Raw genomic sequence first — 22,171 nt, 5'->3', positions numbered from 1 at the left:
CCACTCCAGTCAAAGTTCGTTCCCGACAGGCCTTGTTCAGGCGTTGTCAGTGCTGCGCGCAGGCTGCGCCGGCAAGGTAAAACCGGACACCGAGCGCCGTAACTGACTGGCCATTTTTGCCAGGTTGCCAATGCTCTCGGCGGTGGCCGTGGAGCCCGACGACGTTTGCGTGGTGATCTGCTGGATCACGTTCATCGTCAAGGAAATCTGTCCTGCCGAAGTCGTCTGCTGCTGCGCCGCGTTGGAAATACTCTGGATCAACGCCGCGAGGGTTTTGGAAACGCCTTCGATTTCTTCCAGGGCCACTCCGGCATCCTGCGCCAGACGCGCGCCACGTACCACCTCGGTGGTGGTCTGTTCCATGGAAATCACCGCTTCGTTGGTATCGGTCTGAATCGCCCGTACCAGGGTTTCGATCTGCCGGGTGGCCGCCGAGGAGCGTTCGGCCAGCCGCTGGACTTCGTCGGCTACCACCGCAAAACCGCGCCCGGCATCGCCGGCCATGGAGGCCTGGATCGCCGCGTTGAGCGCAAGGATGTTGGTCTGGTCGGCGATGTCGTCGATCAGGCTGACAATGTCACCAATCTCCTGGGACGACTCGCCCAGGCGCTTGATGCGCTTGGCCGTGTCCTGAATCTGTTCACGAATGTTGTCCATGCCGTGGATGGTGTTGTGCACCACCTCGTTGCCCTTGTTGGCAATTTCCACCGAGCGCTCGGCCACCGCCGAGGACTCGGCGGCGTTGGCCGACACCTGGTCGATGGACTGGGCCATGTCGTTGATCGCGGTCGAGGCTTCGCTGATCTGCTGCGCCTGATGCTCCGAAGCCTGGGCCAGGTGCATCGCCGTGGCCTGGGTTTCCTGCACCGCGGCGGCCACCTGGCCCGCCGTCAGGTTGATGGTCGCCACCAGGTCGCGCAACTGATCGACCGAGTAGTTGATCGAGTCGGCAATGGTGCCCGTGAAGTCTTCGGTCACCGAGGCCGTCACCGTCAGGTCGCCGTCGGCCAGGTCTTCGATCTCGTCGAGCAGGCGCATGATCGCGTTCTGGTTGCGCTCGTTCTTCTCGGCGGTTTCGCGCAACTGGCGGTTGGTCTCACGGACCATCACCAGGCCGATCAGGATGATCGACATCAAGGCCAACAGGCCCAGCACGTAGCCGCCGATGGTATCGGTGGAGCGCCCGCCGACCAGGTTCTCAAAGCCGCTGGCCAGGTGCGAGGCTTCATCGAGCAAGGTTTGCGACAGGCTGAAAATGTTGCTCGCCGACTCCCGGACCTTGAACAGCTCCGGTGAGGTTTCGAGGATTTCATCGACGGAACCGGAAACGAACTCGAACAGTTCGGAGATTTCGGTCAGGCGTGCCCGGGCGTCGTGGTCTTCGACCTGGCTGACTTTGAGTGCCGGGTTGCCCTGGAGCATGCCATTGAGCACCTGCCCGAAGCGCGCGGCGTCACGCCCGAACACATCGGCCGCCTGCTGGGCATTTTCATCGCCGGCCAGCACTGTGTTGACTGCACCGAGGATGCGTTCGGCGAGCAACGACTGGCGCTGGGCCATGGCCACCTGGGCGGCCGGTGCACCGCGTTGCAGAAGGATCTCGACCACTTTCTCGTATTCGACCTGCAACTGCGGCACGGTTTCAGCCAGGGTCGCGGCCACCTGGTGCAGCGAGAGCACGGTCTGTTCGCTGGAGAGGATCGCGTCGGTGTTTTTCAGCAGGCGCTCCCAGTCCAACTGCACGGCGCGCATTTGCGGGCGTACCGCCGACGGCGCTGGCGGCAGGCCGGTGTTCGGGTCGCCTTTCTTCAAGTACCCCCAGCGTCGGGCAAAGTCGTTGCGCGCATCACTGAGCAGCTTGAACGCGGCGGCCTTGCCCGCGGCAGCTTCCGTGGCATTCTTGGCGATGCGCTGTGACAGCACCCGCAGTTCGCCGGCATGGCCGATGTATTGCTTGTCGTAGGAGGCCTGCGTGTTGAGGTAGGCGAAGTTGGCGAACAACAGCACGATGAACACAATCAACGCGATGAACAGCGCAATGATTTGCGAGCGACTGCGCGACCCTTCGGTAGAGGTGCCTGTGTTTGGTTTTATCATCGATCTTCGCCTGTTGACCCACACCCTTGTGAAACCTGCCAGCAAATCCACCTGGATTACAGGGCCACGTCCATGAATCGTGGTGACTGCGCCAGGGCGAACGGGCTGAAAACTTGCCAGCGTTGCTCGCGCTCGAACCGGCCCTTGATGAACATCCCCGCCGGCCCCTCTTGTGTACTGGGTGAAACCGGCTCGAACCGTGCCTGATCGAAATGCTGCATGCCCAGCACCTCGTCGACGAGCAACCCGACGAACACCTCGTTGTATTCCACCACCAGCACCCGCCGCTGCTTGCGCTGGGCCGACAACTCCTCACCGAAGAACCCGCACAGGTCCATCAGCGGCAACAAGCGCCCGCGCAGGTTGGCCACGCCCTTGACCCACGACTTGACCCCGGGCAACTGGGTAAAGCGTGGTTCATGCAACACCTCGCTGACTTCCCCCATGGGGGCCACGTACCAGCGCTCGCCCAGACGAAAGCCGATCCCGCTCCAGCCGTGCTTGCGGGTGGGTTGGGACGGCAGGTCAGCCGCCAGCAGGCGGCAGCGCTGGTCGATCTGCAGCAACAGCTCGAAGGCAGTCAGCGACTCGGCCATGGCTCAGCCGTCAGTCCGCCAGTACGGCGTTCAGCGTCTTGATCAGGGTGTCTTCGTCCACCGGCTTGGTCAGGTAATCCCTGGCGCCCTGGCGGGTGCCCCAGACCTTGTCGGTCTCCTGATCCTTGGTGGTGATGATGATCACCGGAATGTGTCCGGTTTCCGGGTCCTTGGTCAGCTGGCGAGTCGCCTGGAACCCGTTGAGGCCGGGCATGACGATGTCCATCAACACCGCGTCGGGTTTTTCCTGACGGGCCAGCGCCACGCCGTCGGCGCCATTTTCCGCTTTCAACACTTCGTGACCGTGCTTTTCCAGCATGCCGGTCAGTTTGTACATTTCAGTCGGCGAATCATCGACGATCAGAATACGTGCCATGGTCTTCCCCATTTTTTATCGACGCAGGGCCCGTTGGCCGAGCGTCACTGTGCGTGTCCTACTGCGGCAAATCGGCGGCAAACCCCGGTACATGGGCCTGGATCGCGCTCAACAGTTCTTCCTTGCTGAACGGCTTGGTCAAAAACTGATCGGAACCGACAATCCGCCCCTTGGCCTTGTCGAACAAACCGTCCTTGGACGACAGCATAATCACTGGCGTGGATTTGAACGCACTGTTGTTCTTAATTAAAGCGCAGGTCTGATAGCCATCCAGGCGGGGCATCATGATGTCGACAAAAATGATCCCGGGATGGTGATCGGCAATCTTGGCCAGGGCATCAAAACCGTCAATGGCGGTAATCACCTCGCAACCGGCATTGCGCAGCAATGTTTCAGCGGTGCGGCGAATCGTCTTCGAATCGTCGATCACCATGACCTTCAGGGCGTTGGGATGCTGTGCCATAGTTGCTCTACCATCGCCTTTGCGAATCAGTTTGTCCGTTAGCCGGTGACCGGTGGTCCGAAACCCTTGATGTTCAAGGGCCAGCGCGACATGCCAGTCTTTTTAGCACAGTCTCCCACTCCAATCTATCGGCCGGCCGGCGTGGTGGTTTTTCCTTGACCGGGAACACACTCAGCGCCACTCTGACGCCACTTTTTCATGCCATTTTGAACCCCGTTTCTACCCCAGATCAGGGGCCACCCCATTTTCGAGGAAAAACCCATGAGCGTTCGCGTCGGGATTGTCATGGACCCAATCGCCAACATTGCCTACAAGAAGGACAGTTCGCTGGCCATGCTGCTCGCGGCCCAGGCCCGTGGCTGGGAGCTGTTCTATATGGAGCAGCGCGACCTGTATCAGGGCGAAGGCGAAGCGCGCGCGCGCATGCGTCCACTGAAAGTCTTCGCCAACCCGGAAAAATGGTTTGAGCTGGAAGCCGAGACCGATGCACTGCTGAGCGATCTGGACGTGATCCTGATGCGTAAGGATCCGCCGTTCGACATGGAGTTCGTGTACTCCACCTACCTGCTCGAGCAAGCCGAGCGGGCGGGCGTGCTGGTGGTCAACAAACCGCAGAGCCTGCGCGACTGCAATGAAAAACTGTTCGCCACGCTGTTCCCGCAGTGCACGCCGCCGACCGTGGTCAGCCGTCGTGCCGACGTGCTGCGCGAATTCGCCGCCCAGCATGGCGATGTGATCCTCAAGCCGCTGGACGGCATGGGGGGCACCTCGATCTTCCGGCATCGCGCGGGCGACCCGAACCTGTCAGTGATCCTTGAAACCCTGACCGCGATGGGCACTCAGCAGATCATGGGCCAAGCCTACCTGCCGGCGATCAAGGACGGCGACAAGCGCATCCTGATGATCGACGGCGAGCCTGTGGATTATTGCCTGGCGCGGATTCCCGCTGCCGGCGAGACCCGGGGCAACCTGGCCGCTGGTGGCCGTGGCGAAGCCCGCCCGCTGAGCGACAAGGATCGCTGGATCGCCGCACAAGTCGGCCCGACCCTGCGTGAAAAGGGCTTGCTGTTCGTCGGCCTCGACGTGATTGGCGAGCACCTGACCGAAATCAACGTCACCAGCCCGACCTGCATTCGCGAAATCGACAATGCGTTTGGCACCAACATCGGCGAGATGCTGATGGCGGCCATTGATCAGAAGCTCAAGGCCCGCTGATACAGAACACCCAAGGGGCAACCAACATTGCGTTATCATGCGCGGCCTGTGAAACACGCGATGTTGGTTTTCTAGTGGCCTGTACGGTTAGTTCGTTAGTTCAAATTCGGATGCCAGCAGCCCAGAGCCAAGGAGCTGTGACGAGTCATAGCCCGCTATGGCGAGGAACAGCAACGCAGGATATGGGCCACTGGCGCCGAAGTTGACTAACAGAACCAACCACACAGGCCACTTGCCATGACCCTTCCATCCGATCTGCCACCCGAACTCGCCCACCGCGGCGTGCGCCCGGCCGATCGCCTTGGATTTACCCTGTTTCTCGCGGCGCTGATTCACCTGGCCCTGCTGCTCGGCGTTGGCTTCACCCTGGTCGAGCCCCAGCAGGTCAGCAAAACCCTGGAAATCACCCTCGCCACCTTCAAAAGCGAAACCAAACCGCAAAAAGCCGATTTCCTGGCCCAGGAGAATCAGCAAGGCAGTGGCACCCTGGATAAAAAGGCGATTCCCAAGACCACCGAGGTCGCGCCCTTCCAGGACAACAAGGTGCAAAAAGTCACGCCACCGCCCGTGCCCAAGCCTCAAGTGCCGGAGGCCGCGCCCAAGGCGGCGGTGACCACGGTTGCGCCCGCACCGAAAAAGGCGCCGACCAAAAAAGAAGAAATCAAGACCGCTCCGTCCCCCAAGGTAGTGACGCCGACGTTCGACAGCGCGCAGCTGTCCAGCGACATCGCCAGCCTGGAAGCGGAACTGGTCAACGAACAACAGCTCTACGCCAAGCGCCCGCGCATCCACCGCCTCAATGCCGCGTCCACCATGCGCGACAAGGGCGCCTGGTATAAGGACGAATGGCGCAAGAAAGTCGAACGCATCGGCAACCTGAACTACCCGGACGAAGCACGGCGCAAGCAGATCTACGGCAATCTGCGCCTGATGGTTTCGATCAATCGCGACGGTTCGCTGTACGAAGTGCTGGTGCTGGAGTCCTCCGGCCAGCCGCTGCTGGATCAGGCGGCGCAGCGCATCGTTCGCCTGGCGGCGCCCTTTGCCCCCTTTACCGGCGATCTGTCGGACATCGACCGGCTGGAAATCATCCGCACGTGGAAGTTTGCCCGTGGAGACCGGTTGTCGAGTAATTGAACACTGCCCCCACATCGGATCGGTGTCATTGCCGGGTTTTGGGCATTTCCTGCGCATCCCCAGCTTGTCAGTTTGCCCCTCCAACGCCACACTAGCGCACATGAAGAACGTCAGCCCCAGCTACCTCAAGCATCACTTCCTGATCGCCATGCCACACATGGCCGACCCGAACTTTGCGCATACCTTGACCTACATCGTCGAGCACACGGCCAATGGCGCCATGGGTCTGATCATCAACCGTCCACAGGACCTGACCCTGGCGGACGTCCTTGAGCAATTGCGCCCGAACATCGCCCCCCCCGTACTGTGCCAGCACGTACCGATTTTCACCGGTGGCCCGGTGCAGACCGATCGCGGTTTTGTCCTGCACCCCATCGGCCAGACGTACCAGGCCACCGTCGAACTCGACGGCCTGGCGTTGTCGACGTCCCAGGATGTGCTGTTTGCCATCGCTGACGGCGTTGGCCCGGCCAAAAGCCTGATCGCCCTCGGCTACGCAGGCTGGGAAGCCGGCCAGCTGGAGGCCGAACTGGCCAACAATGCCTGGCTGACCTGCCCGTTCGATGCCGACATCCTGTTCAATACCAGCAGCGAACTGCGCCTGGAAGCGGCGGCCAAGCACCTGGGCGTCAACCTCAGCCTGCTGATCAGCCAGGCGGGACACGCCTGATGGCCCTGCGTCTGATACTCGGCTTTGACTACGGTACCAAGCAGATCGGCGTTGCCGTTGGCCAGGTGATTACCGGCCAGGCCCGCGAGCTGTGCACCTTGAAGGCACAGAACGGCATTCCCGACTGGAGTCAGGTCGAAGCCCTGATCAAGGAATGGAAGCCCGACGCCGTGGTGGTCGGCCTGCCGCTGAACATGGACGGTACGCCCAGCGACATGTGCCTGCGGGCCGAGAAGTTCGCCCGCCGCCTCAATGGCCGCTACAACCTGCCCTTTTATACCCACGATGAACGCCTGACCACCTTCGAAGCCAAGGGCGAACGCCTGGTGCGCGGCGGACAAAAAGGCAGCTACCGCGACAACCCCGTCGATGCCATCGCCGCCGCGCTGCTGCTGCAAGGCTGGCTCGACGAAAACACCGCATTGTTCGAATCCTGAAGAGCCGCGACAAGCGTCTCTCTTAGCTACAACCCGGGCCACATCAGCCTGTACCGGCCCGGGTCCAAGAAGGAGCAACCATGAGCCTGCCCAATCCCGCCGAACTGATCAGCCAGATGGCGATCGACCTCAAGGCCCACCTTGAACATCGCAGCATCAGCGAACCGCGCTACATCGGTATTCGCACCGGTGGCGTGTGGGTCGCTCAGGCCTTGCTCGAAGCGCTTGGCAGCGATTCGCCATTGGGCACCCTGGATGTTTCCTTCTACCGTGACGACTTCAGCCAGAACGGCCTGCACCCCCAAGTGCGCCCGTCCGAGCTGCCGTTCGAGATCGAGGGCCAGCACCTGGTGCTGATCGATGACGTGCTGATGAGCGGCCGGACCATCCGCGCCGCCCTGAACGAACTCTTCGATTACGGCCGCCCGGCCAGCGTCACCCTGGTCTGCCTGCTGGACCTGGACGCCGGTGAACTGCCCATCAGCCCGGATGTTGTCGGCGCCACGCTGACCCTGCCGCCCCATGAACGGGTCAAGCTGTCAGGGCCGGAACTCAAGCTTGAACTGCAAGACCTCGCCCTTTAATTCGCCCTTTTAAAGAGTCCATTGCGATGACGCCTCCAGACACCAAGCGCCCGCTGCAGCTCAATGATCAGGGCCAGCTGCGCCACTTCCTCTCGCTCGACGGCCTGCGCCGTGAGCTGTTGACGGAAATCCTCGACACCGCCGACTCGTTCCTTGAAGTCGGCGCCCGGGCAGTGAAGAAGGTCCCGTTGCTGCGCGGCAAGACCGTATGCAACGTGTTCTTCGAAAACTCCACCCGCACCCGTACCACCTTCGAACTGGCGGCCCAGCGGCTGTCGGCGGACGTGATCACCCTGAACGTGTCGACCTCGTCGGCGAGCAAGGGCGAAACCCTGCTCGACACCCTGCGCAACCTGGAAGCCATGGCCGCTGACATGTTCGTCGTGCGGCACGGCGACTCCGGCGCCGCGCACTTCATCGCCGAGCATGTCTGCCCACAAGTGGCGATCATCAACGGTGGTGACGGCCGTCATGCCCACCCGACCCAGGGCATGCTCGATATGCTCACCATCCGTCGGCACAAAGGCAGCTTCGAAAACCTCTCGGTGGCCATCGTCGGCGATATCCTGCACTCGCGGGTTGCCCGCTCGAACATGCTGGCCCTGAAAACCCTCGGTTGCCCGGACATCCGCGTGATCGCGCCAAAAACCCTGCTGCCGATCGGCATCGAGCAATACGGCGTGAAGGTCTACACCGACATGACCGAAGGCCTGAAAGACGTCGACGTGGTGATCATGCTGCGCCTGCAGCGTGAACGCATGACCGGTGGCCTGTTGCCGAGCGAAGGCGAGTTCTACCGCCTGTTCGGCCTGACCACTGCACGCCTGGCCGGCGCCAAACCGGATTGCATCGTCATGCACCCGGGGCCGATCAACCGCGGGGTGGAGATTGAATCGGCGGTGGCCGATGGTCCGCACTCGGTGATTCTCAATCAGGTGACCTACGGGATCGCCATTCGTATGGCCGTGTTGTCCATGGCCATGAGCGGGCAAACTGCCCAGCGCCAATTCGAGCAGGAGAACGCCCAGTGAAGCTCAGCATTCTCGGCGCCCGCGTCATCGATCCAAGCAGTGGCCTGGATCAAGTCAGCGATATCCACATCGAAGCCTGCAAGATCGTCGCCATTGGCGCCGCGCCTGCCGGTTTCGTCGCGGCTCAAACCATCGAGGCTCAAGGCCTGGTGGTCGCCCCCGGCCTGGTCGACCTGAACGTCGCCCTGCGCGAACCGGGCTACAGCCGCAAAGGCACGATTGCCAGTGAAACCCGTGCCGCGGCGGCTGGCGGGGTCACCAGCCTGTGCTGTCCGCCACGGACCAAGCCGGTGCTGGACACCTCGGCCGTGGCCGAACTGATCCTCGACCGCGCCCGCGAGGCCGGCAACGCCAAGGTGTTCCCGATTGGCGCACTGAGCAAAGGCCTGGATGGCGAACAGCTTGCAGAACTCATTGCCCTGCGCGATGCCGGCTGCGTGGCGTTCGGCAACGGCCTGGACAGTTTCCGCAACACCCGCACCCTGTGCCGGGCGCTGGAATACGCGGCCACCTTCGACCTGACGGTGATCTTCCACTCTCAGGATCATGACCTGGCCGAAGGTGGCCTGGCTCACGAAGGACCGACCGCCAGCTTCCTCGGTTTGCCGGGGATTCCGGAAACCGCTGAAACCGTGGCCCTGGCCCGTGATCTGCTGTTGGTGGAGCAGACCGGCGTGCGTGCGCACTTCAGCCAGCTCACCAGCGCTCGCGGCGTGGCCCTGATTGCCCAGGCGCAGGCCCGGGGGTTGAAGGTGACGGCCGACGTGGCGCTGTACCAGTTGATCCTCACCGATGAGGCGCTGATCGACTTCAACAGCCTGTATCACGTGCAACCGCCGCTGCGCACCCGCGCTGACCGCGATGGCCTGCGTGCCGCAGTGAAGTCCGGGGTGGTGCAAGCGATCTCCAGCCATCACCAACCCCACGAGCGCGACGCCAAGCTGGCGCCGTTCGGTGCGACCGAGCCAGGCATAAGCAGTGTTGAGCTGCTGTTGCCGCTGGCCTTGACCCTGGTGGAAGACGGCCTGCTCGACCTGCCGACCCTGCTCGCCCGCTTTAGCGCCGGTCCGGCCGAGGCCCTGCGCCTGCCCGCGGGCAAGCTGGCGGTGGGTGCTCAGGCGGACCTGGTGGTGTTTGACCCTGCCGCGTCTACCGTGGCGGGCGAGAACTGGCTGTCGAAGGGTGAAAACTGCCCGTTTATCGGCCACAGCCTGCCGGGCGTGGTGCGCTATACCCTGGTGGACGGCCGGATCAGCCACCAGGCTTGAGGGGCTGCCCCCTCCAGTAGTGAGGGGGCAACGTGTAGGAGCGAGCGTGCTCGCGATGAACTCAAGCGCAACGCGTTTAATCAGAAAACACGCGTTATCGTTAACGTCCATCGCGAGCACGCTCGCTCCTACTCCACCTGCTTAACGACTCTGCGCGTTGCGGATCGAGACCTGGTCATTCAACGTCCAGAAGTCGTACAGCACCCCAATCAAGAACAAACCACCCGTCAACAAGTACAGCAATCCGCTGATCCATTTCCCCTGATACATCCGGTGCAAACCGAACACGCCGAGAAATGTCAGCAGAATCCAGGCAACGTTGTATTCGATCGGCCCTGCGGTAAAACGCAGATCCGCTTCGCGATCCATGGCCGGGATCAGGAACAAGTCGATCAGCCAGCCAATCCCCAGCAAGCCGAAGGTGAAAAACCAGATCGTCCCGGTCACGGGCTTGCCGTAATAGAAGCGATGGGCGCCGGTGAATCCGAAAATCCACAGCAGGTAACCGATGACCTTGCTGTGCGTATCTTGATGCATTGCAGGCTGTTGATAGGTGTTCATAAAGACCTCGAAGCACGCGATAGATAAATATTCTTGAATTCTTTGTGACTTTTTTACAGGCGACCGACGTATGGCAAATGCTACCGTCACTTCCGTCCAGGCCTTGTAACACCTGACTTCTGTCCGACAATTGCGTCAGTTTGCCGCGTCTTTACCGCGTTTGACCGCCAGATTGAATCGACCAGCGGCCTCGGAACGGACAAAAAAGCTGTTATAAAGTTGCGCGCTAACTTATACGAGCCCTGCCTAATGCGTCCATTTTTCAAGACATGGCTAACCATTTGCCTATTACTGCCACTGGCCGCCCACGCCACCAATCGTGAGCAACGTCTTCCGAGCGTTAATGGTTACACCCCTAAATCTCATGTTTCTGCCGCTACCAGCAAAAACAAACATTCGGTAAAAAGCCCGACTCAACTGAGCAAGGCCAACATGGTTCCGCCCATGGCGCCCAAGCAGAGCAGCGATGTATTGAGCCGCGCGGTGAACGTGCTCGGTACGCCTTATCGTTGGGGCGGCAGCAGCCCAAGTAAAGGCTTTGATTGCAGCGGCCTGGTGAAATACGCCTTCAATGACGTCGCCGAGATAGATCTGCCACGCACCTCCAATGCCATGGCCAGCGGCCACGGGTTGAAAGTCGAGCGCAAGGACCTGAAACCCGGCGACCTGATTTTCTTCAAGCTCAAGAGCCGCCGGGTGAACCACGTTGCCATCTACCTGGGCAACGACCGCTTCATCCATGCGCCACGTCGCGGCAAGTCGGTGTCCATCGACACCTTGAACAAACCGTACTGGAACAGCCACTACGTGGTTGCCAAGCGGGTTCTGCCGAAAGAGCCGAACACCATGCGCATCGCCCAGCGCTAATTGAACGCAAGATCATTGTGGAGAGGGAGCTTGCTCCCGCTGGGTCGCGAAGCGGCCCCAAAAACCTACGAGCGCTGCGCACTCGAGCGGGAGCAAGCTCCCTCGCCACAGATCCGCACCCGCTGCTCAAAAACCTTCCGGTGACCGCGCCTTTTCCCGCGCATGCTCGCGGCTGATCAGGCCTTTGTTCACCAGCGCCTTCAGGCTCATGTCCAGGGTCTGCATCCCCAACGATCCGCTGGTCTGAATCGACGAGTACATCTGCGCCACCTTGTCTTCACGGATCAGGTTACGGATCGCCGAGGTGCCAAGCATGATTTCGTGAGCCGCCACCCGGCCACCCCCGACCTTCTTGATCAGCGCCTGGGAAATCACCGCCTGCAACGACTCGGCGAGCATCGAACGGACCATGGCCTTCTCCGCGCCCGGAAACACATCCACGACCCGGTCGATGGTCTTGGCGGCCGAGGTGGTGTGCAGCGTGCCAAACACCAGGTGCCCGGTTTCGGCAGCCGTGAGCGCCAGGCGAATGGTTTCCGGGTCACGCATTTCGCCCACCAGGATCACGTCCGGGTCTTCTCGCAGGGCTGAGCGCAGCGCCGCACTGAAACTGCGGGTATCACGATGGACCTCACGCTGATTGATCAGGCATTTGCGCGGCTCGTGGACGAATTCGATCGGGTCTTCGATGGTCAGGATGTGCTGATGCCGGTGACTGTTCAGGTGATCGATCATCGCGGCCAGGGTGGTCGACTTGCCGGACCCCGTAGGCCCGGTGACCAGCACCAATCCCCGTGGCAGTTCGGCAATACGGCGAAACACATCCCCCATGCCAAGCTCGTCCAGGCTCGGCACTTTTTCCGGGATGCTGCGAAATACCGCACCGGGCCCGCGATGCTGATGGAAGGCATTGACCCGAAAACGCGCCACACCCAATGCCTCAAAGGCAAAGTCGATCTCCAGCACCTGCTCGAACTCGGCCTGCTGCTGTTGACTCATGATGGCGCGGATCAGTTCATTGACCTGCCTTGCATCCTGGGCCGGCAGGTTGATGCGCCGCACATCGCCATCCACCCGGATCATCGGAGGCAACCCGGTCGACAGGTGCAAGTCCGATGCGCCCTGCCTGGCTGTGAACGCCAGCAGTTCCGTGATATCCATTGAACCCCTCAATTCCAGTAGAATGCCGCGAACCTCAGACTGCCGGCGTCCCTTGAATGTCCACGATAGCAGACAATATTTCACAGGTAGCTGCGCGCATCCGCGCGGCGGAACAGGCCGCGCACCGCGTCGAACAGAGTGTCCGGCTGCTGGCCGTCAGCAAGACCAAGCCCAGCGAGGCGGTGCGCGAAGCCTTCGCCGCCGGCGTGCGGGACTTTGGCGAGAATTATCTGCAGGAAGCCCTAAGCAAGCAGCAGGATTTGACTGACCTGCCCTTGTCCTGGCACTTCATCGGCCCCATTCAATCGAACAAGACGCGCGCTATCGCCGAGAACTTCGCTTGGGTGCATTCCGTGGATCGCTTGAAAATTGCACAACGCCTGTCCGAACAACGCCCTGCCGACCTGCCGCCCCTGAACATCTGTATTCAGGTCAACGTCAGCGGCGAGGCCAGCAAGTCTGGCTGCACCCCCGCCGACTTGCCGCAGCTGGCCAGCGCCATCAGTGCCCTGCCGCACCTGAGATTGCGCGGTTTGATGGCGATCCCGGAGCCGACTGATGATCGCGCCGAGCAGGACGCGGCCTTTGCCGCCGTTCGCGAACTGAACAACAGCCTGCAAGAACGCCTCAATCTGCCACTCGATACACTGTCCATGGGCATGAGCCACGACCTGGAGTCGGCCATTGCCCAGGGTGCTACCTGGGTCCGCATCGGTACGGCCCTGTTTGGTGCCCGCGATTATGGCCAGCCATGACCGTGGCTGACTCACCTCTCTATAAGGACCTGTCATGAGCAAGACTCGTATTGCCTTTATTGGTGCCGGCAACATGGCCGCCAGCCTGATTGGTGGCCTGCGCGCCAAAGGTCTGGATGCCGCCCGGATCCGCGCCAGCGATCCCGGCGCCGAAACCCGCGCACGGGTGAACGCCGAGCACGGCATCGACGTATTTGCCGACAACGCTGACGCCGTCCAGGGTGCTGACGTGGTGGTGCTGGCGGTCAAGCCCCAGGCGATGAAAGCCGTGTGCGAAGCCCTGCGACCAAGCCTTGCGCCGAATCAGCTGGTGGTGTCGATTGCGGCCGGGATCACCTGCGCCAGCATGACCCGCTGGCTCGGCGCCCAGCCGATCGTGCGCTGCATGCCCAACACCCCGGCGCTGTTGCGCCAGGGCGTGAGTGGTTTGTACGCCACGGGCGAAGTGAGCGCCGAGCAACGCCAGCAAGCCGAAGAGCTGCTGTCGGCGGTCGGCATCGCCTTGTGGCTCGACGAAGAGCAGCAACTGGACGCGGTCACCGCCGTATCCGGTAGCGGCCCGGCGTATTTCTTCCTGCTGATCGAAGCCATGACCGCGGCCGGCGAGAAACTCGGCCTGCCACGGGAAACCGCCGCCCGACTGACCTTGCAGACCGCGCTGGGTGCCGCCCACATGGCGGTTGCCAGTGACGTCGATGCCGCCGAACTGCGCCGTCGCGTGACTTCGCCTGCGGGCACCACGGAAGCAGCAATCAAGACTTTCCAGGCCGGCGGCTTCGAAGCGCTGGTCGAAAGCGCACTGGGTGCTGCGGCACACCGCTCGGCCGAAATGGCCGAACAACTGGGTCGCTAATCAGCTCTTACAAAGGAATCAATAATGCTCGGACTCAATGATGCTGCCATTTTCGTAATTAAAACCTTGGGCAGCCTGTACCTGTTGATCGTGATGTTGCGCTTCATCCTGCAATTGGTTCGGGCGAATTTTTACAACCCGCTCTGCCAGTTCGCCGTCAAAGCTACTCAACCGCTGCTCAAGCCCCTGCGCCGGGTAATCCCGAGCATGTTCGGGCTCGACATGTCGTCACTTGTATTAGCGCTGATCGTGCAGATGGTGCTGATAGCGGTCATCCTGCTGCTCAAAGGCTTCCAGATCGACTGGTTGTTTTTAGTGCCTTGGGCACTGATCGCCATTTTCTCGCTGTTTCTGAATATTCTGTTCTACGCGATGATCATCAGTGTGATTCTGTCCTGGGTAGCCCCAGGGAGCCACAATCCTGGCGCAGAGCTGGTCATGCAGATTACTGAGCCGGTACTCGCCCCGTTCCGCCGCCTCGTGCCGAACCTGGGCGGTCTCGACATCTCGCCGATCTTCGCGTTTATCGTGATCCAGTTGCTGCAAAGCTGGCTGATCCCACGCCTTGCGTACTATGCCCTCATGCCGCAGGGGCTGCTCGGGCTGATCTGATGAGCTACTTTCGCTGGGACGGCGATGACCTGATCCTTGAGTGCCACCTGCAACCTGCGGCCCGTAGCGATGATTTCGCCGGGCTGCATGGTGATCGCCTGAAGATCCGCCTCACCGCCCCGCCGGTTGAAGGCAAGGCCAACGCCTACCTGATGGCGTTTCTGGCCAAGGCGTTTGGGGTGTCCAAGAGCCAGGTCAGCTTGATCAGCGGGGAGCTGAACCGGCAGAAACGGGTGCGAATCTGCTCGCCGAAGAAGCTGCCGGATTTACCGGACCTGGTGCGCCCGACCTGACCTCAATGTGGCGAGGGAGCTTGCTCCCGCTGGGTTGCGCAGCAGCCCTAAAAACTATCGCCGAGTTCATTCTGAATGACCGCATTAGCTTTGTTGGGGGCGCTTTGCACCCCAGCGGGAGCAAGCTCCCTCGCCACAGGTACACCGAGAAAAAATCAGCCCCGGCCTTTGCTTGCCGCTGGCCACAGCGGTCTTTAGACTTACGCCTCATTTCAACGAGAGCAGGGTCGATGCCAACTGCCTTTCCCGCCGATTCCGTTGGCCTGGTGACGCCCCAGGTGGCGCACTTCAGCGAGCCCCTGGCCCTTGCCTGCGGCCGCTCCTTGCCAGCCTATGACCTGATCTATGAAACCTACGGCACGCTGAACGCCACGGCGAGCAACGCCGTGCTGATTTGTCACGCCCTGTCCGGCCATCATCACGCCGCGGGTTTCCACAGCCCTGACGACCGCAAGCCCGGTTGGTGGGACAGCTGCATAGGCCCCGGCAAGCCGATCGACACCAACAGGTTCTTCGTTGTCAGCCTGAACAACCTCGGCGGCTGCAACGGCTCCACCGGCCCGAGCAGCACCAACCCGGACACCGGCAAGCCATTCGGTGCCGACTTCCCGGTGCTGACCGTGGAAGACTGGGTCCACAGCCAGGCGCGCCTGGCGGACCGCATCGGCATCGCACAATGGGCTGCCGTCATCGGTGGCAGCCTGGGCGGCATGCAGGCGATGCAATGGAGCATCACCTACCCCGATCGTATCCGCCACTGCCTGGCGATTGCCTCGGCCCCCAAATTGTCGGCGCAAAACATCGCCTTCAACGAAGTGGCGCGCCAGGCGATCCTCACGGACCCCGAATTCCACGGCGGCTCCTTCCAGGAAGCCGGGGTGATTCCCAAGCGCGGGCTGATGCTGGCGCGGATGGTCGGGCATATCACCTACCTGTCCGACGACTCCATGGGCGAAAAATTCGGCCGCGGCCTCAAGAGTGAAAAGCTCAACTACGACTTTCACAGTGTCGAGTTCCAGGTCGAAAGCTACCTGCGTTATCAGGGCGAAGAGTTCTCCGGGCGTTTCGACGCCAATACCTACCTGCTGATGACCAAGGCGCTGGATTACTTCGATCCGGCGGCGAACTTCGACGATAACCTGGCGAAAACCTTCGCCGGGGCCAAGGCCAGCTTCTGCGTGATGTCCTTCACCACCGACTGGCGCTTCTCCCCGGCCCGCTCGCGGGAACTGGTGGACGCGCTGATGGCGGCCAGGAAAGACGTTTGCTACCTGGAGATCGACGCTCCGCAAGGCCACGACGCCTTCCTGATTCCGATCCCGCGCTACTTGCAGGCGTTCAGTAACTACATGAACCGAATTACGGTGTGAGAAAGCCATGAGAGCTGATCTGGAAATCATCCAGGAATGGATCCCCGCCGGCAGCCGCGTGCTCGACCTCGGTTGCGGTGATGGCGAGCTGCTGACCTGGCTGCGCGACCACAAGCAAGTCACCGGCTACGGCCTGGAAAACGACCCGGACAACATTGCCGAGTGCATCGCCAAGGGCATCAACGTCATCGAACAGGACCTGGACAAGGGCCTGGGCAACTTTGCCAGCAACAGTTTCGACATCGTGGTCATGACCCAGGCCCTGCAAGCCGTGCATTACCCGGACAAGATCCTCGACGAGATGCTGCGGGTCGGCCGTCAGTGCATCATCACCTTCCCCAACTTCGGTCACTGGCGCTGCCGCTGGTACCTGGCGAGCAAGGGCCGGATGCCGGTTTCGGAGTTTTTGCCGTACACCTGGTACAACACGCCAAACATCCACTTCTGCACGTTCGAAGACTTTGAAGCGCTGTGTCGCGAACGAGAGGCCCGCGTCATCGATCGGCTTGCCGTCGATCAACAACACCGCCACGGGTGGGCCAGTAAGCTATGGCCTAATCTATTAGGTGAGATTGGCATCTACCGCGTCAGCAGTCCTGGCCTGCAGGATCACCAGGTAGCGGTTTAATCCGGACATTTCGAGGAGAACGATCATGGGTCGTCTAGCTCTTTTTCTAGTTACAGCCTGCCTGAGCGTCAGCGCCATGGCAGCCGACGTCATCAAAGGCGAACGCCAGGAAACCTTCGGTGACGTGACGGTGCACTACAACACCTTCAACTCCACCTACCTGACACCCGACATCGCCAAAGGCGCCGAACTGGTCCGCAGCAAGAACCAGGGCGTGATCAACGTCTCGGTGATCAAGGACGGCAAGCCGATGATCGCCAGCGTCACCGGCACCGTGAAAGACCTGACCAGCCAGAGCGTGACGCTGAAGTTCAAGCAAATCACCGAACAAGGCGCGGTCTACTACATCGCTCAGTACCCGGTGGACCAGCAGGAAACCCGCACCTTTGACATCAAGGTGCAGACCGGCGACAAAATCAACACCATCAATTTCAACCAAGAGCTCTTCCCTGGCCAATGATCAACTTCACGCAACTCGTACTGGCCAGCCACAACGCCGGCAAACTCAAGGAACTCCAGGCCATGCTCGGCGACTCGGTGCATTTGCGCTCGATCGGCGAGTTCAGCAGCGTCGAACCTGAAGAGACCGGCCTGTCGTTCGTCGAGAATGCCATCCTCAAGGCCCGTAATGCGGCACGTATTTCCGGCTTGCCGGCGCTGGCCGACGACTCGGGGCTGGCGGTGGATTTCCTCGGCGGCGCGCCGGGCATCTACTCGGCGCGCTATGCCGACGGCCAGGGCGATGCGGCCAACAATGCCAAGCTGCTCGATGCGCTCAAGGATGTGCCTGAAGCCGAGCGCGGCGCACAGTTCGTCTGTGTGCTGGCGCTGGTGCGTCACGCCGATGACCCGCTGCCGATTCTCTGCGAAGGCCTGTGGCACGGGCGCATCCTGACCCAGGCCAGCGGCGAACACGGCTTTGGCTACGACCCGCTGTTCTGGGTCCCGGAGCGCGACTGCTCCAGCGCCGAACTGGGCCCGACCGAGAAGAACCAGCTCAGCCACCGCGCCCGCGCAATGGAATTGCTGCGCCAACGCCTGAGCCTGAAATGACCCACGACCCCACCGCGTCGCCGCTGATCTTCGGCGGCGCCGCACCCTCGTCACGGACCGCGCTGCCAACACTGCCGCCCCTGGCGCTGTACATCCACATCCCGTGGTGCGTACGCAAATGCCCTTATTGCGACTTCAACTCCCACACCGCCAGCCCCGTGCTGCCGGAACAAGAGTACGTCGACGCCCTGCTGGCCGACCTCGACCAGGACCTGCATGCCGTGTATGGCCGCGAGCTGAGCTCGATCTTCTTCGGCGGCGGCACGCCCAGCCTGTTCAGCGCCCAGGCGCTGGGTCGACTGCTCAAAGGCGTGGAGCAACGCATCCCGTTCGCCAGCGACATCGAAATCACTCTGGAGGCCAACCCGGGCACCTTCGAACAAGAGAAGTTCGTCGCCTATCGGGCGCTGGGCATCAATCGCTTGTCGATCGGTATCCAGAGTTTCCAGCAAGAGAAACTCAAGGCCCTGGGACGAATCCACAACGGCGATGAAGCGGTACGTGCCGCCGGCATGGCCCGTCAGGCCGGGTTCGACAACTTCAACCTGGACTTGATGCACGGCTTGCCCGACCAGTCCCTGGAGGACGCCCTGGGCGACCTGCGCCAGGCCATCGCCCTGAACCCGACCCACCTGTCCTGGTATCAGCTGACACTGGAACCGAACACGGTGTTCTGGAACCAGCCGCCGACGCTGCCGGAAGACGACACCCTGTGGGACATTCAGGAGGCTGGCCAGGCGCTGTTGGCCGAACACGGTTACGCGCAGTACGAAGTCTCGGCCTACGCCCAACCCGGTCGAGCGGCGCGGCACAACCTCAACTACTGGAGTTTCGGCGACTTCATCGGTATTGGCGCCGGCGCCCACGGCAAGCTTAGCCATCCGGACGGGCGCATCGTGCGCACCTGGAAGACTCGCCTGCCCAAGGACTACCTCAACCCGGCCAAGAGCTTCCAGGCGGGCGAGAAAGCCCTGACCAATGACGAGTTGCCGTTCGAGTTCCTGATGAACGCCCTGCGCCTGACCGAGGGCGTGGAGGCGCGACTGTATCCGGAGCGCACCGGGCTGACCCTGGAAAGCCTTGCCGAAGGCCGGCGAGAGGCCGAACAAAGTGGCTTGTTGCAGGTCGAACCGTCACGTCTGGCGGCGACGATGCGCGGACAACTGTTCCTCAATGACTTGTTGCAGAACTTTCTGACATAAGGAAATCGAATGGATTTGGTACTCGACCTACTCGCCACCGTGTCTCACTGGAGTCGCGGAAATCTGTCAGAAATCGCTCTGGCATTGGTGGGGTGTTTGCTGGTGCTGTTTGGCGCGGACTTCAAAGGCTGGGTCGAGCAACGCCTGGGCAACATCGCGGGCGCCTTGCGCGTGCCGATGATGGCCCTGCTGTGCGTGATCGGCAGCGGTGCGGCCCTGATCTACGCCACGCCCTTGATCGTCAAGGGCTTGAGTCAGTTCAACAACTACAGCCTGGCACCGGTGTTGCTGGTGGTGCTGGTGTTGATTGGCGTGGTCGCTGACCGCCGCTGACTCTTGAGTACACACGAAACAAATGTGGGAGCGGCGGTGCGGCGATCCGACTTGCTCGCGATGAGGCCATAACATTCAACATCTCTGTTAACTGTTAGACCGCCTTCGCGAGCAAGCCCGCTCCCACATTTTGTATTGCGTGTAGCTTACGACTGCTTTTCGAACTTCAAATCCCACACGCCATGCCCAAGACGCTCGCCACGGCGTTCGAACTTGGTGATCGGGCGTTCGGCCGGGCGCGGTACGCACTTGCCGTCTTCGGCCAGGTTGCGATAACCCGGCGCAACGTTCATCACTTCCAGCATGTACTCGGCGTACGGTTCCCAGTCAGTGGCCATGTGCAGCACACCGCCAACCTTCAACTTGCTGCGCACCAGCTCAGCGAACGACGCCTGAACGATACGACGCTTGTGGTGACGGCTCTTGTGCCACGGGTCCGGGAAAAACAGCATCAGGCGATCCAGGCTGTTGTCCGCCACGCAACGGTTGAGCACTTCGATCGCATCGCAATCGTAGACCCGCAGGTTGGTCAGGCCTTGTGTCAGCACGCCATTGAGCAGCGCGCCGACACCCGGACGGTGTACTTCAACGCCAATGAAGTCCTGGTCCGGCGAAGCCGCGGCCATTTCCAGCAGCGAATGGCCCATGCCGAAGCCGATTTCCAGCGAGCGCGGTGCCGAGCGACCGAACACCTGGTCAAAATCCACCGGCGCATCGGCCAGTGGCAGGACGAACAGCGGCGTGCCCTGCTCCAGGCCTTTTTGCTGGCCTTCGGTCATGCGCCCGGCGCGCATCACGAAACTCTTGATGCGGCGGTGTTGGCGCTCTTCGCCTTCTTCCGTCTGGATTGGCGTGTCGTTCGATTCAGTCATCAATGGCTCTTACTTGATCAGACCATCCAGCGGCGAGGAGGCGCTGGCATAGAGTTTTTTCGGCATACGCCCGGCGAGGTAGGCCAGGCGACCTGCCACAATGGCGTGTTTCATGGCTTCAGCCATCATGACCGGTTGCTGGGCGTGGGCAATGGCCGAGTTCATCAGCACGGCATCACAACCCAGTTCCATGGCGATGGTGGCGTCGGAAGCAGTACCGACGCCGGCATCCACCAGCACCGGAATCTTGGCTTCTTCCAGGATGATCTGCAGGTTGTACGGATTGCAGATGCCCAGACCGGAGCCAATCAAACCGGCCAGCGGCATCACCGCGATACAGCCGATTTCCGCCAATTGACGGGCGATGATCGGATCATCGCTGGTGTAGACCATCACGTCGAAGCCTTCCTTGACCAGCGTTTCGGCGGCCTTGAGGGTTTCGATCACGTTGGGGAACAGGGTTTTCTGGTCAGCCAGCACTTCCAGCTTCACCAGATTATGGCCATCGAGCAGCTCACGGGCCAGGCGGCAGGTGCGCACGGCTTCGATGGCGTCATAGCAACCGGCGGTGTTCGGCAGGAAGGTGTAGCGATCCGGCGACAGCACTTCGAGCAGGTTCGGCTCGCCCTCGATCTGGCCAAGGTTGGTGCGGCGCACGGCGAAGGTGACGATCTCGGCACCCGAGGCTTCGATGGCCTGGCGGGTTTCTTCCATGTCACGGTACTTGCCGGTACCGACCAGCAAACGCGACTGGTAAGTACGACCGGCCAGGACGAAAGGCTTGTCGCTGCGAACGATGCTCATGGGAAATCCTCTGTAGGGGTGAGGTTCTTGCAGAATTCCTTATAAACCAAACGCTGTGAAAACGTCGCGAGCGAAGGAAAGACAAGGCAAAAACAGGCGAGGAAGCGGAGTTTACGGGTTGTAAATGAGCATTCCGAGCCTGTTTTTAACGCAGTATTTCTTGCGTGCGCCGAAGGCGCCCAGCACGCAGCAGTTTTCACAGTGTTTGGCGGCTAGCCGCCGCCGATGGCGTGCACCACTTCGACGTTGTCGCCGTCGTTCAACGCGGTGTCTGCATGCTGACTGCGCGGGACGATATCCAGGTTGAGTTCGACCGCCACCCGGCGTCCGGTCAGGTCCAGACGGGTCAGCAGGGCCGCAACGGTTTCACCGTCGGGCAGTTCAAAGGATTCGCCGTTCAACTGAATGCGCATGCCGGATGCCGCCATCATTTTTAGGGGCCAGCATTCTAGCCCGATCAGTCAGGCCGACCCAAGCCATTCGTCTTGAAATGGACTCGCAAGTCAGCCCAGGCGCCAGGCGGCAAGCCCCAGGCAAACCCAGCCAGCCAGGAAGGCCAGGCCACCGAAGGGCGTGACGATGCCCAGCTTGCCGACACCCGTAAGCGTCAACAGGTACAGGCTGCCGGAAAACAACAGGATTCCGAGGGCAAACGAGACGCCCGCCCAGGTGATCAACCGTCCGGGAATCTGCGTGGCCAGCAGTGCGACACCCAGCAACGCCAGGGTGTGTACCAACTGATAGGTGACACCGGTATGAAAGATCGCCAGGTATTCGCTGCTCAGGCGGCCCTTGAGGCCATGGGCGGCAAATGCACCCAGGGCGACGCCGGTAAAACCGAAGAAAGCGGCCAACATCAAAAAGCCACGCAGCATGAGGAACTCCAGTCAGATTCATTGGGCAGGGTCTGTATAATGGCCGGCTCGACGGGTT

28 protein-coding genes are annotated in these 22,171 nt (G+C 61.4%); 18 read left to right on the top strand and 10 right to left on the bottom strand.

What is annotated here, in order from left to right; translation table 11 throughout:
• Positions 1-36 precede the first annotated feature (36 nt).
• The 4 genes from AC3WQN_RS04520 to pilG are packed head-to-tail and all read right to left on the bottom strand — an operon-like array spanning position 37 to position 3,532.
• Entirely contained in the window at positions 37-2,097 is a 2,061-nt protein-coding gene (locus AC3WQN_RS04520; RefSeq protein ID WP_103398821.1) for a methyl-accepting chemotaxis protein, read from the bottom strand.
• A 56-nt stretch (positions 2,098-2,153) separates the two neighbouring features.
• Positions 2,154-2,693 carry a chemotaxis protein CheW gene (locus AC3WQN_RS04515; protein WP_103398820.1) on the bottom strand — a complete coding sequence of 180 codons (540 nt, stop codon included), beginning with the start codon at positions 2,691-2,693 and terminating at the stop codon, positions 2,154-2,156.
• 10 nt (positions 2,694-2,703) lie between these two features.
• Positions 2,704-3,069, bottom strand: a complete 366-nt coding sequence (gene pilH, locus AC3WQN_RS04510) for a twitching motility response regulator PilH (protein WP_095081505.1) — start codon at positions 3,067-3,069, stop codon at positions 2,704-2,706.
• Positions 3,070-3,127: 58 nt separating this feature from the next.
• Entirely contained in the window at positions 3,128-3,532 is a 405-nt protein-coding gene (gene pilG / locus AC3WQN_RS04505) for a twitching motility response regulator PilG (RefSeq protein WP_095081507.1), read from the bottom strand.
• A gap of 261 nt (positions 3,533-3,793) precedes the next feature.
• On the opposite strand from pilG, the gene gshB reads away from it, so the two are divergent.
• The 7 genes from gshB to AC3WQN_RS04470 all read left to right on the top strand — a co-directional run bounded on the left by gshB (position 3,794) and on the right by AC3WQN_RS04470 (position 9,874).
• Complete coding sequence (gshB, locus tag AC3WQN_RS04500; protein ID WP_103398819.1) at positions 3,794-4,747, top strand: glutathione synthase; 954 nt, start codon at positions 3,794-3,796, stop codon at positions 4,745-4,747.
• A 237-nt stretch (positions 4,748-4,984) separates the two neighbouring features.
• Positions 4,985-5,884 carry an energy transducer TonB gene (locus AC3WQN_RS04495; protein WP_103398818.1) on the top strand — a complete coding sequence of 300 codons (900 nt, stop codon included), beginning with the start codon at positions 4,985-4,987 and terminating at the stop codon, positions 5,882-5,884.
• A 100-nt stretch (positions 5,885-5,984) separates the two neighbouring features.
• Positions 5,985-6,554: a YqgE/AlgH family protein gene (locus tag AC3WQN_RS04490; protein ID WP_103398817.1), complete on the top strand. Its 570-nt coding sequence runs from the start codon at positions 5,985-5,987 to the stop codon at positions 6,552-6,554.
• Positions 6,554-6,991 carry a Holliday junction resolvase RuvX gene (ruvX, locus tag AC3WQN_RS04485; RefSeq protein ID WP_103398816.1) on the top strand — a complete coding sequence of 146 codons (438 nt, stop codon included), beginning with the start codon at positions 6,554-6,556 and terminating at the stop codon, positions 6,989-6,991. Before AC3WQN_RS04490 ends, ruvX begins: the two co-directional genes overlap by 1 nt.
• An 80-nt stretch (positions 6,992-7,071) precedes the next feature.
• Positions 7,072-7,575 (top strand): bifunctional pyr operon transcriptional regulator/uracil phosphoribosyltransferase PyrR, encoded by a 504-nt coding sequence (gene pyrR, locus AC3WQN_RS04480; protein ID WP_103398815.1) that lies wholly within the window; start codon positions 7,072-7,074, stop codon positions 7,573-7,575.
• Between the two features lie 26 nt (positions 7,576-7,601).
• On the top strand, positions 7,602-8,606 hold the full coding sequence (locus AC3WQN_RS04475) for an aspartate carbamoyltransferase catalytic subunit (RefSeq protein ID WP_095146083.1): 1,005 nt from the start codon (positions 7,602-7,604) through the stop codon (positions 8,604-8,606).
• Complete coding sequence (locus AC3WQN_RS04470; protein ID WP_103398814.1) at positions 8,603-9,874, top strand: dihydroorotase; 1,272 nt, start codon at positions 8,603-8,605, stop codon at positions 9,872-9,874. The genes AC3WQN_RS04475 and AC3WQN_RS04470 overlap by 4 nt, the downstream gene beginning before the upstream one ends.
• Before the next feature lie 141 nt (positions 9,875-10,015).
• Here AC3WQN_RS04470 and AC3WQN_RS04465 read toward each other — a convergent pair whose 3' ends face one another.
• A complete protein-coding gene (locus tag AC3WQN_RS04465) occupies positions 10,016-10,435 on the bottom strand; it encodes an NINE protein (RefSeq protein WP_095081518.1) in 420 nt (139 codons plus the stop codon).
• A gap of 249 nt (positions 10,436-10,684) precedes the next feature.
• On the opposite strand from AC3WQN_RS04465, the gene AC3WQN_RS04460 reads away from it, so the two are divergent.
• Positions 10,685-11,302 (top strand): C40 family peptidase, encoded by a 618-nt coding sequence (locus AC3WQN_RS04460; protein ID WP_103398813.1) that lies wholly within the window; start codon positions 10,685-10,687, stop codon positions 11,300-11,302.
• Positions 11,303-11,428: 126 nt separating this feature from the next.
• On the opposite strand, the gene AC3WQN_RS04455 is transcribed toward AC3WQN_RS04460, so the two are convergent.
• Complete coding sequence (locus AC3WQN_RS04455; protein ID WP_103398812.1) at positions 11,429-12,463, bottom strand: type IV pilus twitching motility protein PilT; 1,035 nt, start codon at positions 12,461-12,463, stop codon at positions 11,429-11,431.
• A gap of 56 nt (positions 12,464-12,519) precedes the next feature.
• Here AC3WQN_RS04455 and AC3WQN_RS04450 point away from each other — a divergent pair, with 56 nt between their 5' ends.
• From AC3WQN_RS04450 to AC3WQN_RS04405, 10 genes are all read left to right on the top strand, one after another.
• Positions 12,520-13,218, top strand: a complete 699-nt coding sequence (locus AC3WQN_RS04450; protein ID WP_103398811.1) for a YggS family pyridoxal phosphate-dependent enzyme — start codon at positions 12,520-12,522, stop codon at positions 13,216-13,218.
• A 34-nt stretch (positions 13,219-13,252) separates the two neighbouring features.
• Positions 13,253-14,071: a pyrroline-5-carboxylate reductase gene (gene proC, locus AC3WQN_RS04445; RefSeq protein ID WP_103398810.1), complete on the top strand. Its 819-nt coding sequence runs from the start codon at positions 13,253-13,255 to the stop codon at positions 14,069-14,071.
• 24 nt (positions 14,072-14,095) lie between these two features.
• A complete protein-coding gene (locus AC3WQN_RS04440) occupies positions 14,096-14,683 on the top strand; it encodes a YggT family protein (protein WP_095146073.1) in 588 nt (195 codons plus the stop codon).
• Complete coding sequence (locus tag AC3WQN_RS04435) at positions 14,683-14,976, top strand: DUF167 domain-containing protein (RefSeq protein ID WP_103398809.1); 294 nt, start codon at positions 14,683-14,685, stop codon at positions 14,974-14,976. Before AC3WQN_RS04440 ends, AC3WQN_RS04435 begins: the two co-directional genes overlap by 1 nt.
• 230 nt (positions 14,977-15,206) lie before the next feature.
• Complete coding sequence (gene metX, locus AC3WQN_RS04430; RefSeq protein ID WP_103398808.1) at positions 15,207-16,346, top strand: homoserine O-succinyltransferase MetX; 1,140 nt, start codon at positions 15,207-15,209, stop codon at positions 16,344-16,346.
• Positions 16,347-16,353: 7 nt separating this feature from the next.
• Positions 16,354-16,974 carry a methionine biosynthesis protein MetW gene (gene metW, locus AC3WQN_RS04425; RefSeq protein WP_095081535.1) on the top strand — a complete coding sequence of 207 codons (621 nt, stop codon included), beginning with the start codon at positions 16,354-16,356 and terminating at the stop codon, positions 16,972-16,974.
• A 25-nt stretch (positions 16,975-16,999) separates the two neighbouring features.
• Positions 17,000-17,434 carry a DUF4426 domain-containing protein gene (locus tag AC3WQN_RS04420; protein ID WP_103398807.1) on the top strand — a complete coding sequence of 145 codons (435 nt, stop codon included), beginning with the start codon at positions 17,000-17,002 and terminating at the stop codon, positions 17,432-17,434.
• Complete coding sequence (rdgB, locus tag AC3WQN_RS04415) at positions 17,431-18,027, top strand: RdgB/HAM1 family non-canonical purine NTP pyrophosphatase (protein ID WP_095081538.1); 597 nt, start codon at positions 17,431-17,433, stop codon at positions 18,025-18,027. Before AC3WQN_RS04420 ends, rdgB begins: the two co-directional genes overlap by 4 nt.
• Positions 18,024-19,229, top strand: coding sequence for a radical SAM family heme chaperone HemW (gene hemW / locus AC3WQN_RS04410; RefSeq protein ID WP_103398806.1), 1,206 nt, complete (start codon positions 18,024-18,026; stop codon positions 19,227-19,229). Before rdgB ends, hemW begins: the two co-directional genes overlap by 4 nt.
• 9 nt (positions 19,230-19,238) lie before the next feature.
• On the top strand, positions 19,239-19,562 hold the full coding sequence (locus AC3WQN_RS04405) for a DUF3392 family protein (RefSeq protein WP_103398805.1): 324 nt from the start codon (positions 19,239-19,241) through the stop codon (positions 19,560-19,562).
• A gap of 146 nt (positions 19,563-19,708) precedes the next feature.
• Here the strand turns inward: AC3WQN_RS04405 and trmB are convergent, their stop codons facing one another.
• The 4 genes from trmB to AC3WQN_RS04385 form a co-directional block, all read right to left on the bottom strand.
• A complete protein-coding gene (trmB, locus tag AC3WQN_RS04400; protein WP_095146062.1) occupies positions 19,709-20,434 on the bottom strand; it encodes a tRNA (guanosine(46)-N7)-methyltransferase TrmB in 726 nt (241 codons plus the stop codon).
• 9 nt (positions 20,435-20,443) lie between these two features.
• Positions 20,444-21,238, bottom strand: coding sequence for a thiazole synthase (locus tag AC3WQN_RS04395; RefSeq protein WP_008019974.1), 795 nt, complete (start codon positions 21,236-21,238; stop codon positions 20,444-20,446).
• Between the two features lie 212 nt (positions 21,239-21,450).
• Positions 21,451-21,651: a sulfur carrier protein ThiS gene (gene thiS / locus AC3WQN_RS04390; protein ID WP_050562648.1), complete on the bottom strand. Its 201-nt coding sequence runs from the start codon at positions 21,649-21,651 to the stop codon at positions 21,451-21,453.
• Between the two features lie 90 nt (positions 21,652-21,741).
• On the bottom strand, positions 21,742-22,113 hold the full coding sequence (locus AC3WQN_RS04385) for a DUF423 domain-containing protein (RefSeq protein ID WP_095081545.1): 372 nt from the start codon (positions 22,111-22,113) through the stop codon (positions 21,742-21,744).
• Positions 22,114-22,171: the final 58 nt, after the last annotated feature.

This window comes from Pseudomonas sp. FW300-N1A1, from assembly GCF_058789115.1.
This window is presented reverse-complemented; position numbering and strand designations above follow the sequence as displayed.

Bases quoted from the DNA above. Each gene is read 5' to 3' on its own strand.
- AC3WQN_RS04520 (WP_103398821.1), bottom strand. From the start codon at position 2,097: ATGATAAAACCAAACACAGGCACCTCTACCGAAGGGTCGCGCAGTCGC.
- AC3WQN_RS04515 (WP_103398820.1), bottom strand. From the start codon at position 2,693: ATGGCCGAGTCGCTGACTGCCTTCGAGCTGTTGCTGCAGATCGACCAG.
- pilH (WP_095081505.1), bottom strand. From the start codon at position 3,069: ATGGCACGTATTCTGATCGTCGATGATTCGCCGACTGAAATGTACAAA.
- pilG (WP_095081507.1), bottom strand. From the start codon at position 3,532: ATGGCACAGCATCCCAACGCCCTGAAGGTCATGGTGATCGACGATTCG.
- gshB (WP_103398819.1), top strand. From the start codon at position 3,794: ATGAGCGTTCGCGTCGGGATTGTCATGGACCCAATCGCCAACATTGCC.
- AC3WQN_RS04495 (WP_103398818.1), top strand. From the start codon at position 4,985: ATGACCCTTCCATCCGATCTGCCACCCGAACTCGCCCACCGCGGCGTG.
- AC3WQN_RS04490 (WP_103398817.1), top strand. From the start codon at position 5,985: ATGAAGAACGTCAGCCCCAGCTACCTCAAGCATCACTTCCTGATCGCC.
- ruvX (WP_103398816.1), top strand. From the start codon at position 6,554: ATGGCCCTGCGTCTGATACTCGGCTTTGACTACGGTACCAAGCAGATC.
- pyrR (WP_103398815.1), top strand. From the start codon at position 7,072: ATGAGCCTGCCCAATCCCGCCGAACTGATCAGCCAGATGGCGATCGAC.
- AC3WQN_RS04475 (WP_095146083.1), top strand. From the start codon at position 7,602: ATGACGCCTCCAGACACCAAGCGCCCGCTGCAGCTCAATGATCAGGGC.
- AC3WQN_RS04465 (WP_095081518.1), bottom strand. From the start codon at position 10,435: ATGAACACCTATCAACAGCCTGCAATGCATCAAGATACGCACAGCAAG.
- AC3WQN_RS04460 (WP_103398813.1), top strand. From the start codon at position 10,685: ATGCGTCCATTTTTCAAGACATGGCTAACCATTTGCCTATTACTGCCA.
- AC3WQN_RS04455 (WP_103398812.1), bottom strand. From the start codon at position 12,463: ATGGATATCACGGAACTGCTGGCGTTCACAGCCAGGCAGGGCGCATCG.
- AC3WQN_RS04450 (WP_103398811.1), top strand. From the start codon at position 12,520: ATGTCCACGATAGCAGACAATATTTCACAGGTAGCTGCGCGCATCCGC.
- proC (WP_103398810.1), top strand. From the start codon at position 13,253: ATGAGCAAGACTCGTATTGCCTTTATTGGTGCCGGCAACATGGCCGCC.
- AC3WQN_RS04440 (WP_095146073.1), top strand. From the start codon at position 14,096: ATGCTCGGACTCAATGATGCTGCCATTTTCGTAATTAAAACCTTGGGC.
- AC3WQN_RS04435 (WP_103398809.1), top strand. From the start codon at position 14,683: ATGAGCTACTTTCGCTGGGACGGCGATGACCTGATCCTTGAGTGCCAC.
- metX (WP_103398808.1), top strand. From the start codon at position 15,207: ATGCCAACTGCCTTTCCCGCCGATTCCGTTGGCCTGGTGACGCCCCAG.
- metW (WP_095081535.1), top strand. From the start codon at position 16,354: ATGAGAGCTGATCTGGAAATCATCCAGGAATGGATCCCCGCCGGCAGC.
- AC3WQN_RS04420 (WP_103398807.1), top strand. From the start codon at position 17,000: ATGGGTCGTCTAGCTCTTTTTCTAGTTACAGCCTGCCTGAGCGTCAGC.
- rdgB (WP_095081538.1), top strand. From the start codon at position 17,431: ATGATCAACTTCACGCAACTCGTACTGGCCAGCCACAACGCCGGCAAA.
- hemW (WP_103398806.1), top strand. From the start codon at position 18,024: ATGACCCACGACCCCACCGCGTCGCCGCTGATCTTCGGCGGCGCCGCA.
- AC3WQN_RS04405 (WP_103398805.1), top strand. From the start codon at position 19,239: ATGGATTTGGTACTCGACCTACTCGCCACCGTGTCTCACTGGAGTCGC.
- trmB (WP_095146062.1), bottom strand. From the start codon at position 20,434: ATGACTGAATCGAACGACACGCCAATCCAGACGGAAGAAGGCGAAGAG.
- AC3WQN_RS04395 (WP_008019974.1), bottom strand. From the start codon at position 21,238: ATGAGCATCGTTCGCAGCGACAAGCCTTTCGTCCTGGCCGGTCGTACT.
- thiS (WP_050562648.1), bottom strand. From the start codon at position 21,651: ATGCGCATTCAGTTGAACGGCGAATCCTTTGAACTGCCCGACGGTGAA.
- AC3WQN_RS04385 (WP_095081545.1), bottom strand. From the start codon at position 22,113: ATGCTGCGTGGCTTTTTGATGTTGGCCGCTTTCTTCGGTTTTACCGGC.